This window comes from Agromyces binzhouensis (assembly GCF_004135055.1).
GTDB lineage: Bacteria > Actinomycetota > Actinomycetes > Actinomycetales > Microbacteriaceae > Agromyces > Agromyces binzhouensis.
Window position 1 is genome coordinate 1 of sequence record NZ_SDPL01000055.1, and the last position, 11,475, is coordinate 11,475.

11 protein-coding genes and 1 tRNA gene are annotated in these 11,475 nt (G+C 72.1%); 9 read left to right on the forward strand and 3 right to left on the reverse strand.

Annotated elements, in window-relative coordinates; translation table 11 throughout:
• Positions 1 to 362 (reverse strand): LysE/ArgO family amino acid transporter (locus tag ESO86_RS04955; protein WP_207207019.1); only part of this gene is annotated, 362 nt, incomplete at its 3' end.
• 70 nt (positions 363 to 432) lie between these two features.
• Between ESO86_RS04955 and ESO86_RS04960 the strand changes: the two genes are divergently transcribed.
• The 3 genes from ESO86_RS04960 to ESO86_RS04970 all read left to right on the forward strand — a co-directional run bounded on the left by ESO86_RS04960 (position 433) and on the right by ESO86_RS04970 (position 4,027).
• Positions 433 to 1,338: a LysR family transcriptional regulator ArgP gene (locus tag ESO86_RS04960; protein ID WP_129233769.1), complete on the forward strand. Its 906-nt coding sequence runs from the start codon at positions 433 to 435 to the stop codon at positions 1,336 to 1,338.
• Between the two features lie 107 nt (positions 1,339 to 1,445).
• Positions 1,446 to 3,362 (forward strand): peptidoglycan-binding domain-containing protein, encoded by a 1,917-nt coding sequence (locus tag ESO86_RS04965; RefSeq protein ID WP_129233770.1) that lies wholly within the window; start codon positions 1,446 to 1,448, stop codon positions 3,360 to 3,362.
• Positions 3,359 to 4,027, forward strand: a complete 669-nt coding sequence (locus tag ESO86_RS04970; protein WP_129233771.1) for a hypothetical protein — start codon at positions 3,359 to 3,361, stop codon at positions 4,025 to 4,027. The genes ESO86_RS04965 and ESO86_RS04970 overlap by 4 nt, the downstream gene beginning before the upstream one ends.
• 25 nt (positions 4,028 to 4,052) lie before the next feature.
• Here the strand turns inward: ESO86_RS04970 and dgt are convergent, their stop codons facing one another.
• Together dgt and ESO86_RS04980 are read right to left on the reverse strand one after the other, a co-directional pair.
• Positions 4,053 to 5,564, reverse strand: coding sequence for a dGTP triphosphohydrolase (dgt, locus tag ESO86_RS04975; protein WP_129233772.1), 1,512 nt, complete (start codon positions 5,562 to 5,564; stop codon positions 4,053 to 4,055).
• Positions 5,565 to 5,578: 14 nt separating this feature from the next.
• Entirely contained in the window at positions 5,579 to 6,796 is a 1,218-nt protein-coding gene (locus ESO86_RS04980) for a pyridoxal phosphate-dependent aminotransferase (RefSeq protein WP_129233773.1), read from the reverse strand.
• A 469-nt stretch (positions 6,797 to 7,265) separates the two neighbouring features.
• Between ESO86_RS04980 and ESO86_RS04985 the strand changes: the two genes are divergently transcribed.
• From ESO86_RS04985 to ESO86_RS05010, 6 genes are all read left to right on the forward strand, one after another.
• Positions 7,266 to 7,338, forward strand: a tRNA-Trp gene (locus ESO86_RS04985).
• Positions 7,339 to 7,379: 41 nt separating this feature from the next.
• Positions 7,380 to 7,655 (forward strand): preprotein translocase subunit SecE, encoded by a 276-nt coding sequence (gene secE / locus ESO86_RS04990; RefSeq protein WP_129233774.1) that lies wholly within the window; start codon positions 7,380 to 7,382, stop codon positions 7,653 to 7,655.
• Positions 7,656 to 7,721: 66 nt separating this feature from the next.
• Positions 7,722 to 8,645, forward strand: coding sequence for a transcription termination/antitermination protein NusG (gene nusG / locus ESO86_RS04995; protein WP_129233775.1), 924 nt, complete (start codon positions 7,722 to 7,724; stop codon positions 8,643 to 8,645).
• A gap of 150 nt (positions 8,646 to 8,795) precedes the next feature.
• On the forward strand, positions 8,796 to 9,224 hold the full coding sequence (rplK, locus tag ESO86_RS05000; protein WP_129233776.1) for a 50S ribosomal protein L11: 429 nt from the start codon (positions 8,796 to 8,798) through the stop codon (positions 9,222 to 9,224).
• 140 nt (positions 9,225 to 9,364) lie between these two features.
• Entirely contained in the window at positions 9,365 to 10,054 is a 690-nt protein-coding gene (gene rplA, locus ESO86_RS05005; RefSeq protein ID WP_129233777.1) for a 50S ribosomal protein L1, read from the forward strand.
• A 156-nt stretch (positions 10,055 to 10,210) separates the two neighbouring features.
• A partial coding sequence (locus ESO86_RS05010) for an ATP-binding protein (RefSeq protein WP_129233778.1) occupies positions 10,211 to 11,475 on the forward strand: 1,265 nt, incomplete at its 3' end.

The window sequence follows — 11,475 nt, forward strand, 5'->3', positions numbered from 1 at the left end:
CCCGCGGTGGCGGCAGCGGGAGCGGTGCCGCCACGGGCTCCCACCTCGGCATCCTCGACCACGAGCCCCTCGTCGGTGCCGCGCAGTGCGCGCCGTGCGGCGAGCACCGCGTACCCGAGGAGGAAGATCGCCCCCGCCCACCGCGCCACGCCCACGAGCCACGGCATGGCCTGCAGCACGGCGCCCATGCCGCCGACGCCCGCGACGATGAGCAGGGCGTCGGAGACGGTGCAGATCGCCGCGACGACGAACACGTGCTCGCGTCGGATGCCCTGGCGCAGCACGAACACGTTCTGGGCGCCGATCGCGACGATGAGGGAGAAGCCGAGGCCGAGGCCGGCGGCGAGCACGGAGAGGTCCACGTCCTCGAAGCTAGGTCGAGGTCCCGCTGAAATCCAGCTCAGGATTCTTCATCAGCATTAGCATTCCTTCATGCAGATCCCGCTCGATCTCGCCCGGACGCTCGCGGCGGTCGTCGACCAGGGCACCTTCGAGTCGGCCGCCGCCGAGTTGCGCGTGACGCCGTCGGCCGTGTCGCAACGAGTGAAGCAGCTCGAGCAGCGACTCGGGCGCGTGCTCGTCGTGCGCTCGAAGCCCGTCCGCACCACCGAGGCGGGGGCCGCCGTGGTGCGCCTCGCCCGCCAGCTCGCGCTGCTCGAGCACGACGCGCTGGCCGCCTTCGGCGGCGACGACGCGGCATCCGCCCGCCCGACGACCGTGCCGCTCGCCGTGAACGCCGACTCGCTCGCCACCTGGTTCCTGCCCGCGCTCGCGCGCATCGCCGAGGACCACCCGGTCGTCTTCGACCTGCACCGGGACGACCAGGACTTCACGGCGGGCCTGCTCGAGTCCGGCGCCGTCATGGGCGCGGTGACCTCGCAGGCGACACCGGTCGCCGGATGCCTCGTCCGCCCGCTCGGCGTCATGCGGTACACGGCGGTCGCGACGCCGGCGTGGGTCGCCCGCTGGTGTCCCGGCGGAGCGGATGCCGCCTCGCTCGCCGCGGCGCCGCGCGTCGACTTCGACCGGCGCGACGACCTGCAGGGCGAGTACCTCCGGCTCGTCGGGGCGGATGCCGCGGACCCGCCGCGGCACTTCGTCCCCGCGTCGAACGACTTCGCGACCGCGATCAAGCTCGGACTCGGCTGGGGGCTCCTGCCCGGCTTCCAGGCCGACGACGAGCTCGCCGACGGACGGCTCGTGGCGCTCGGCGGACCTCCCGTCGACGTGCCGCTGCACTGGCAGCAGTGGAACCTCGGGTCGCCGCTGCTCGACGCCATCGCCGACGGACTGACGCGCGAGGCGCGACGCTCCCTCGAGCCATCCGTGGTCGGCTGACCGGATGAAGGGCGGTCGGCCGGGCCGAGGTCGCCGAACGTCCCCCCTGCCCCCGGTTCCGCCCGATCGGGCACGCGCGCGTCTCGGGGAGTGACGAGAATGCCGACATGTCCTCCGGACGCGCGGTCGGGGACGACCGAGGCGCCGCGTCGCCCCTGACGGGACGCAGCGCGAACCGGCGCGCCCCGGCACCGACCCCGTCGTCCTCCGCCCCGTCGCCCGCCGGCGCGATCGGCCTGCAACGACTGGTCGGCAACGGCGCTCGCCAAGGTGCGCTGGTCGGCAGGCTGCTCCAGGTGCAGCGACAGCCGATCGCACCGCCGGCGAAGCCGACGCTGCGCACGGGTTCGCGCGGCCAGTTCGTGAAGGAGGCGCAGCGCAAGCTGAGCCGGCTGCAGGCCTCCGTCGGGCCGCTCGTCGAGGACGGGCAGTTCGGCGCCCTCACCGAGGGCTCGGTACGCACGTTCCAGGGGACGCGCGGGATCCCGCCCACCGGCGTCCTCGACGGGACCGCCTGGACCGCGCTCGACGGCGCGTTCGCTGCATTGCCCGCGCCCGTCCGCGCGGTGCTCGTCCCCGGTGCCGACCACGTCGACGTGGGGTTCGCCCAGCAGAAGCTGAACGCCCTCGGCATCTCGCCGCGCCTCGTCGTCAACGCCGTCTACGGCCCGGAGATGCAGCCCGCGATCATCGCCATCGAGGCGCTGGTCCTGCACCGATGGCCGACCAGCAGGATCGACGCGGACGTGTGGCGTGTGCTCGACACCGCGAGTCCGGGTGGGTTCATCGCGCTCGAGGGGCTGAGCGCATCCCCCATCGAGCAGCACACCGCGAGCGGCACGGCGAACCCCCTGGGCGTGCAGGTGCCCGGGACCAGCCTCCATCCGGTCGTCGGGGCAGGAGGCATCCTGCGGGGAGCCGCCGTGCGTGAGCTGCAGCAGAAGCTGAACACCGCGGGTGCGTCGCCGGCGCTCGCCGTCGACGGTCGCTTCGGACCCCTGACGACCGCCGCCGTGCGGGCCTTCCAGACCGGTCGGGTTCCCCCGTTGCCCGCGTCGGGAATCGCGGACGCCGCAACGTGGACGGCGCTCGACGCGGTTGCGCCCGCATCGACCGTCGGGTTCATCGAGCGCCAGTGGAGGGAGGAGGTCGGCGGTGCGACGTACGGGAACACGGGCGGCAATGCGTCGCGCTACTCATGGGAGATCGACGGCGACCGAATGGTGGTCACCGTGGCGGTGAACTTCACCGGGCTCGCGCCGAGGGCGGTCTGGTTCTCGCACGTGCCGCGGGTCTGGGATCGCTTCGCCGCGGTGCGGGACGTGCCCCCTCGGCGGGTGAACCTCGAGTTCCGCCTCGTGCGCGGAAGCGGGCCCGCCGCGATGACCGTGGACGTCCGGGCCGGCACCGGTCGATCGAACGCCGGCCGCTGGTTCCGGAACGACCCGACGTCGGAGTCGACCGTGCCGCATGAGTTCGGTCACCTGATCGGCCTGCAGGACGAATACCAGCAACGCCCCGGCGACTACGTCCGGATCACCGGGCATGAGCCGCCGGTCGGTGCGACGACCGGGCCGGCAGGCGTCGCTCCGGCGACGATCGCCGCGAACCTGCAGGCGGCTATGCTGGCGCGCAACGCCGCCAACGCCCGGACGGCGGCGGCGGGGGTGACGATGGGAGCGTTCGCACAGCGCGTCGTCGCGGCGTACGCCGCCCTGCCGCTCGGGGGCATCGCGCCGGCGCTGCCCGCAGTGCCCGCGTCCCCGGGCGTACCGGCGCTGCCGGCCCTGCCCGCCTACACGCTGACCACCGACCTGGTGACCGACCTGGACCGGTCGCTGCGCGGAACGGCCGATCGCTACGAGACGATCCAGGTCTTCACCTACACGAGCGGTTCGATCATGGGCGACCCCCGGCGGGCGCCGGACATCCACGACCACGGAGCCGAGCCCCGTCACATCGCCGAGTTCCTCGGAATCCTCGGTCGAACGCTCGGCGGCACGTTCCGGGGGGAGGAACGATGACCCTGCTCCGCTACATCCGTGCCGACGGACGACGCGTCCCGGCCGAGTACGAGACCGTGGAGGTCGACCGCGACGGCCGACTCGCGGGATGGCGGTCGGTCGCCCCCCTCGCCGTCGGTTCGTTCGAGGGCGAGGTCGCGGTCGACGAGGTCGACGCCCTGCGCGCACTCGTCGATCGTGCGCGGGCGATGCCCGAACCCGACGTCATGCGCCGACCCGGTGCGGCGAGCGAGACCCTGGAACTCGGCGACGGATTCGCCCTCGAGGTCGCGGGTCTCGACTCCGACGATGATCCGGTCTGGTCGGAGCTCGTCGCGCGCGGTCGCGACCTCCTCGCGCGGCAGACGGCGTTCCCCGTCGCGGCGATCGGGCTGGCCGCGGACGGCGGCCGCCTCGAACTCCTCGGCACGCACCCACTCGAGCTCGATCTCACGGATGCCGTCGTTTCGCGCTACGCCTGGATGCCCGACGGCGCGCTCGCGGGCGAGACGTCCGCTCCCCTCGAGGCCGGGAGCCGCGTGCACGCGGAGCCGGGATGGTCGCTCGACCTCCCTCCGGCTGCAGATGCGCTCCCGCCCGGTGCCGTGGTGCAGACCGTGGTTCGCTTCGTGATCGTCGCGGGGGGCGTCCCCGTGCCGGTCGAGGTCGACAGCGAATCGCCCTAGCGCCGTCGCCGGTCGACCGGATGAATCAGAGGTTCTGGCCGATGTCCCACAGCCGGTCGGGCCGGCCGTCGATCGCCTCGGAGACCGCGAGGGCCTGGTCGTCGGAGAGCGAGGCGACGTAGTCGACGACGCCGCGGCCCACGCCGAGTGTCCTCACCTCGGATGCATCCGGCACGGGCACGCCGGCGGGTCGCGTCGTCCGCAGCTGCGCGTACCCGTCCGTCGCGATCTCGACGAGCTCGCGGAGGCGCAGCGGCACCCGATCGCGGTCGTCCTCGTCGCGGAGCCATGCGGTGAGGCCCTTCACCGCGCGCGCGATCACGCGGCTGAGGCCGCGCTGGTACATCACGATGTCGGACCGGTCGAGGATGAAGTGCCGGTGCACGAACTTCAGGATCTCGACCTCGTGCCACGCACGCTCGTCGAGCGTCACGAGCCCGGCGCGGACGACGCCCTCGGGTGCCGGGACGACCGAGGACTGCAGGTGGTCGATCCACCGGTTCGTGAACGACGACAGCGCCCGCTCGGCCGCGATCGAGCCGTCGAACGGGCTGGCGAGCAGGCCGTCGACGAGATCGTCGGCGACCACGCCGACCGCGGCGCGGAACGCCTCGTCGCCGGCGATCCACGGGTCGGAGGTGTGGAGCTTGCGGCGCAGCGCCTCGAGCGCGCTGCCGGGCGGCGCACTGCGCCGGGCGAGTTCCTCGTCGTCGAGGTCGCGCAGCTGCAGGCCCGACTCGATCCAGCCCCGGAACTCGCGCGCGACGGCGCCCTGCCCGAGCAGGCCGGCGCGGTGGAAGTCGTCGACGTCGTGGATCGAGTACGCGATGTCGTCGGCGATGTCCATGATCGAGCACTCGAGCGACTGCCGGAACGGCGGATGACCGTCGCGCGCCTCGGACAGGTCGGCCGCGTCGATCCCGTACGCCGAGAACTTCAGCACCTCGACGCCGCGATCGGTGCGGCGGAACCCTCGCGGCAGCGGCCCGTCGCCGAGGGCCGCGACGTCGACGTGGCGGGTCCAGGGGTACTTCGCCACGGCGCTCCGCACGGCGGCCGTGAGGTTGAGCCCACGCGGCGCGACCTCGCTCACGTCGAGCGTCGTGATGATCCGGTAGGTCTGCGCGTTGCCCTCGAATCCGTCGGGCAGGCCCAGCGTGTCGCGCGCGAGGCGGTCGAGCACGCGTTCGCCGAGGTGCCCGAACGGCGGATGGCCGAGGTCGTGCGCGCTCGCCGCGGCCTGCACCACGACCGCGTCGCAGCCGTGCGCGAGCGCGAAGTCGCGCGTCGGCGACGCGGCATCCGTCATCTTCACCGAGATCGCACGCGCCACGGCCGTGACCTTGATCGAGTGCGTCAGCCGGTTGTGGATCAGCGGCCCCGCGCCCGGCTGCCCGATCACCTGGGTCACGGCCGAGAGCCGCGAGAAGTACGGCGAGAACCGGACCCGCTCGAGGTCGAGGCGGTACTGCGAGTGCTCGCCGACGACGTCCGCGCTGCTCCGGGGCTCGTGCGCGTGGCGCGCCGCGCGATCCATCGACGGGATCCCGGTCAGGAGAACAGCTCCTGGAGGCGCTGCACGCCCTCGAGGAGCGGTGCGTCGCCCAGCGCGTAGCTGAATCGGAGGAAGCCGCTCGGGCCGAACGCCTCGCCGGGGACCGCCGCGACCTCCGCGCGCTCGAGCATGAGGTCGGCGAGCTCGAGCGAGGTGGTCGGCGTCACGCCCGCCCACTCGCGGCCGAGCAGGCCCGAGACGTCGGGGTAGACGTAGAAGGCGCCCTCGGGCACCGGGACCGACATCCCGTCGATCTTCGACAGCTCGGCGACGATGGTGCGCCGGCGCCGATCGAACGCCCGGCGCATCTCCTCCACGGGCTCCTGCGGGCCGGTCAGCGCCGCGATCGCGGCGCGCTGCGAGATGTTCGACACGTTCGACGTGAGGTGCGACTGCAGGTTGGCGGCGCCCTTCATGACGTCGGCGGGGCCGACCATCCAGCCGAGGCGCCATCCCGTCATCGCGTACGTCTTCGCGACGCCGTTGACGAGGATCGCCTGCTCGGCCAGGCCCGGCACGGCCTCGACGATCGAGATCGCGCGCGGGGGCACCGCCTCGGGGTCCTCTGCGTACGTGAGGTTCTGGTAGATCTCGTCGGTCACCACCCAGATGCCGTGCTCGAGCGCCCACTCGCCGATCGCGGCGACCTGTTCGGGCGGGTACACCGCACCGGTCGGATTCGACGGCGACACGAACAGCAGCGCGCGCGTGCGCTCGGTGCGCGCGGCCTCGAGCTGCTCGACCGTGACGAGGTAGCCCTGCTCGGAGCCCGCGAACACGTCGACCTGCCGGCCGCCGGCGAGCTTGATCGCCTCGGGGTAGGTGGTCCAGTAGGGCGTCGGGACGAGGACCTCGTCGCCCTCGTCGAGCAGCACCTGGAAGGCCTGGTAGACGGCCTGCTTGCCGCCGTTGGTGATCACGACCTGGTTCGCGCCGGCGTCGAGCCCGGAGTCGCGCCGGGTCTTCTCGGCGACGGCGGCGCGCAGGTCGGGCAGGCCGGCCGCGGGCGTGTACCGGTGGTTGCGCGGGTCGCGGACCGCCTCGAGCGCGGCCTCGACGATGTGCGGCGGCGTCGGGAAGTCGGGTTCGCCCGCCGCGTAGGAGATCACGGGCCGTCCCTCGGCCTGGAGGGCCTTGGCCTTGGCATCGACCTTGAGGGTCGCGGACTCGGCGATGGCGGAGATGCGGGCGGAGAGACGGCGCTGATCGGTCACGCCCCAAGCCTACGGCGCGGGCCCGCGCACGTCAGCGGGGGAGCGGATGCTCGCGGACGCGCGTCCGGACGGATCGTCCGGATGCCGCCGATCGTCCGGCCCGGTGGCCGTGGGTCGACCGCGGCGTCACGACGCGAGGCACGGAAGGGACGCCGCGGCGGTGTTCCCCCGAGCCGCGGCGTCCGGCGCCTGCCCCCACAGGCGCGCTCCCCGAAACCTGTCCGCACCCGCCGGAGCGGCTGCACCTGCAACGATACGCCGGTCCCGCGCGGAACGCTCGGGACGTACGTCCCGTGTCCGCCGGGTGCCGTTCGGCCACGGTTTGGCGCACCTTCCCGCGTCGCATACACTTGGTGAGGTTGTTGAAGTCAGCCAAGATCGAACGCGCCTTCGCAGCGGGTGAACCGCCCGTCGCGAACGCAGGTCGAGGCGGCTTCGACCCGAGGTGATCCGGCCAGCCGGGTCGCTTAGGGCGGTGGCTCAATTGGTAGAGCAGCGGTCTCCAAAACCGCAGGTTGCAGGTTCGAGTCCTGTCCGCCCTGCGAGCCGGCCGGCGATGGCCGGCCCATGAAAGGTGTACGAGGTGGCCCGGAAAGTACTCGACGAACCCAGCGAGGATGTCGTCGCCAATGCCAGGCGCGAGAGCGCGGCGCGGCGCAACCCCTTCGCACGGATCGCCCTGTTCATCCGACAGGTCATCGGCGAACTGAAGAAGGTCGTCACCCCGACGCGCAAGGAGCTCGCGAGCTTCACCGCGGTGGTGCTGGTCTTCGTGGCCATCATGATGGCGATCGTCTGGGCGCTCGACCAGGTCTTCTCATGGCTGGTCGTATTCGTCTTCGGAACGCCGGGGGTCTGATCGGGCCGTCGGCCCGACACCTGCCCGCCGGAACCCGGCGGCACGGCAGAAAGAAGGATTGAGGAAGTGTCGAAGAACGAGCGACAGGACGTCGACTGGGCGACCGCCGCCGAGCAGTCCTCCGAAGAGGACGAGGCGCAGGAGGGCAACTCGCTCGAGCGCGACGAGGACTCCGTCGAGCCGGCCGAGCACCGTGCCGTCCACGTGGTCGATGACGAGGGCAACGACGTCGACCTCGACGCCGTCCTCGACGCGATCGCCGAGGCGAGCGACCCCGAGGCCGACGCGGTCGTCGACGACGCCCTCGACGTCGACTCCGTCGACGAGGCCGAGGCGGCCTTCGAGGCCGTCACCGAGGAGGACGAGGACCACGACCCGTACGAGGCGTTCCGCAACGAGCTGCGCTTCCTTCCGGGCAAGTGGTACGTCGTGCACTCCTACGCGGGTTTCGAGCGCCGCGTGAAGGCGAACGTCGAGCAGCGCCGCGAGACCATGGCGATGGCCGACTACATCCACCAGGTCGAGGTGCCGATGGAGGATGTCGTCGAGATCAAGAACGGCCAGCGCAAGATGGTCACGCGCGTGCGCGTGCCCGGCTACGTGCTCGTCCGCATGGAGCTCAACGAGGAGAGCTGGTCGGTCATCCGCCACACTCCGGGCGTCACCGGATTCGTGGGCAACGCCCACAACCCGACCCCCCTCCGCTTCGAGGAGGCCTTCAACATGCTGAAGAGCCTCGTCGACATCAAGGACGTCGCGCCCGCCAAGGGTGCGAAGGGTGCCGCCAGCGGCGGCGCCGCGCGCCAGATCCCCGCCGAGGTCGACTTCGAGGTCGGCGAGACCATCACGATCAAGGACGGCTCGTTCGCGGGCCTGCCCGGCACGATCAGCGAGATCAAGCCCGAGAGCGGCAAGCTCACGGTCCTCGTCTCGCTCTTCGAGCGCGAGACCCCGGTCGAGCTCAGCTTCGACCAGGTCACCAAGCTCTAGGGGCTTTCAGGGCCCCCGCAGCAACCCTCCGGTATCATCGGAGGGTTGTGCTGCGTCACGGACACACCGCACACCGACCACCGCGACCGGAACCGCCGGCATCGCGGGAGAGTGCCCCGCTCGGGGCGTTCGAACAGAAAGAGAGAAATCATGGCACCGAAGAAGAAGGTCACTGGTCTGATCAAGCTTCAGATCAAGGCCGGCGCCGCCAACCCGGCCCCGCCGATCGGCCCGGCCCTGGGTCAGCACGGCGTGAACATCATGGAGTTCTGCAAGGCCTACAACGCGGCCACCGAGGCTCAGCGGGGCAACGTCATCCCCGTCGAGATCACGGTCTACGAGGACCGCTCGTTCACCTTCATCCTGAAGACCCCGCCCGCCGCCGAGCTCATCAAGAAGGCCGCCGGCGTCCCCAAGGGCTCGGGCGTCCCGCACACCACCAAGGTCGGCAAGATCACGCCCGCCCAGGTCCGCGAGATCGCCGAGACGAAGATGGCCGACCTCAACGCCAACGACCTCGACGCCGCGTCGAAGATCATCGCGGGCACCGCTCGCTCGATGGGCATCACGGTCGAATAAGGCCTTCCCACGGCTCGCCCCGCCGCCTCGTGCACCGGGTCCGACCGTGACGGATGCCGCGCGGCATCCGTTCACCAGAACTCTCATTCGTGGCAGCGCCCGCCAGGCGCGATGACCACACTCTCGCAAGGAGAACCAACATGGCACAGAAGTCCAAGGCCTACCGGGCCGCGGCCGAGAAGATCGAGGCCGGCAAGTACTACACCCCGACCGACGCCGTCGCGCTCGCGAAGGCGACCGGCTCGGCGAAGTTCGACTCGACCGTCGAGGTCGCGCTGAAGCTCGGCGTCGACCCGCGCAAGGCCGACCAGATGGTGCGCGGCACCGTCATCCTCCCGCACGGCACCGGCAAGACCGCCCGCGTCATCGTGTTCGCGACCGGCGCGGCCGCCGAGGCCGCCATCGCCGCGGGCGCCGACGAGGTCGGCGGCGCCGAGCTCATCGAGAAGGTCTCCGGCGGCTACACCGCGTTCGACGCGGCCGTCGCCACCCCCGAGCTCATGGGCCAGGTCGGCCGTCTCGGCAAGGTCCTCGGCCCGCGCGGCCTCATGCCGAACCCCAAGACCGGCACCGTGACCCCCAACCCGGCCAAGGCCGTCGAGGACATCAAGGGCGGCAAGATCGAGTTCCGCGTCGACAAGCACGCCAACGTGCACTTCGTCGTCGGCAAGGCCTCGTTCACGCAGGAGCAGCTGAACGACAACATCTCCGCCGCGCTCGAGGAGGTCGTGCGCCTCAAGCCGTCGAGCGCCAAGGGCCGCTACATCCAGAAGGGCGCCGTGTCGACCACGTTCGGCCCCGGCATCCCGCTGGACGTCAACGCCATCTGAGTCGCCTGACTCGTCACGAGGGGCCCGCCGGTACGCCGGCGGGCCCCTCGTCGTTCGCCCGGGCTTCCTTGCGGCCGCCACGAGTGCGGCGCTAGCTTGTGGCTCGGCGGTCGCATCGGACCGGACGGCTCACGGGGTCGGCCGCGAAGGAGCACGATGACGTCGCCGAGCGCGCTCGAGGCAGGCCGGATCGCGGCCCGGGAGTCGCGCTGGGCGGATGCGGTCGAGTACCTCGCGCGGGCCGACGCGAGCGGTGAGCTCGCGGCATCCGACCTCGAGCTCCTCTCGACCGCGGCGATCCTCCGCGGCGACCGGAGTTCGGCGTTCGACGCCGGGGGCCGCGCGTACGCCGGGTACCTCGAGGCGTCCGACGGTGCGTCGGCGGCGAGGTGGGCGGGCTGGATGGCGCTCGAACTCGTCGAGGTCGGCGACCTCTCCGCATCGCTCGCCTGGTCCGCGCGGGCGATGCAGATCGCCGCCGGGAGTGATGATCCGCTGCTGTCCGCGACCGTGCGACTCGGACCGGCCGTGGCCCAACTCGGCAGCGGCGACCTGGCGGAGGGTCGCCGCATGGGCGAGGAGATCCTCGGGATCGCCGAGCGCCACGGGGATGACGCGCTCATCGCGATGGCCTCGCTGGTGCTCGCGAAGGCGCTCGTCGCCGTGGGCGACCTCCCCGAGGCGCTCGCGCTCCACGACCGCACGATGGCCGTGATCGAGGCCGGTGGGCTCGGACCGTTCCAGACCGGCGATCTGCTGTGCGCCATGGTCTCCGACGCGATCATGGCGAGCGACCTCGATCGGGCGACCGCGTGGGTCGCGCTCCTCGACCACTGGTGCCGCGCCCAGCCCTCGCTCATCACCTTCAGCGGCCAGCGCTCGGCGCTGCTGGCGCAGGTGCAGGTCATCCGAGGCGAGTGGGACGCGGCGGTGGCGTCCGCGGAGTCCGCGATGACGCGGTTCCGCGCGGGCGACTTCCGGGCGGCGCACGGCGCGCCGTACGCGCAGGGCGAGGTGCAGCGGCTCCGAGGCGCCTTCCACTCGGCCGCGGAGTCCTACCGGCTGGCGGGGGAGTCCGGCTGGGAGCCGCAGCCCGGCTCGGCGCTGCTCCTGCTCGCCATGGGACGGATCGGGAAGGCGCGGACCGAGGTCCGTCGGACGTTGGCGGGGAATGTGCCGTTCATGCGCCGATTCGTGCTCCCGGCCGCGGTCGAGATCGAGTCCGCGGCCGGCGACCTCGATGCCGCAGGCCGGGCACTCGAGGAACTCCGAGGCTGGGCCGACGCGATGCGGACGCCGCTGTTCGACGCGATCGTCGCCCTGGCCGGCGCACGCGTGCGGTTCGCGGAAGGCGACGCCGTCGCCGCCCTCGCCGAAGCCGGGCGGGCGGCGGGCGGCTTCCTGGAGGCAGGTGCGCCGTA

What these genes read in the sequence shown, in the direction of transcription:
- rplA (WP_129233777.1), top strand. Translation starts at nt 9,365, where the DNA reads ATGGCACAGAAGTCCAAGGCCTACCGGGCCGCGGCCGAGAAGATCGAG.
- dgt (WP_129233772.1), bottom strand. Translation starts at nt 5,564, where the DNA reads ATGGATCGCGCGGCGCGCCACGCGCACGAGCCCCGGAGCAGCGCGGAC.
- rplK (WP_129233776.1), top strand. Translation starts at nt 8,796, where the DNA reads ATGGCACCGAAGAAGAAGGTCACTGGTCTGATCAAGCTTCAGATCAAG.
- ESO86_RS04965 (WP_129233770.1), top strand. Translation starts at nt 1,446, where the DNA reads ATGTCCTCCGGACGCGCGGTCGGGGACGACCGAGGCGCCGCGTCGCCC.
- ESO86_RS04970 (WP_129233771.1), top strand. Translation starts at nt 3,359, where the DNA reads ATGACCCTGCTCCGCTACATCCGTGCCGACGGACGACGCGTCCCGGCC.
- ESO86_RS04960 (WP_129233769.1), top strand. Translation starts at nt 433, where the DNA reads ATGCAGATCCCGCTCGATCTCGCCCGGACGCTCGCGGCGGTCGTCGAC.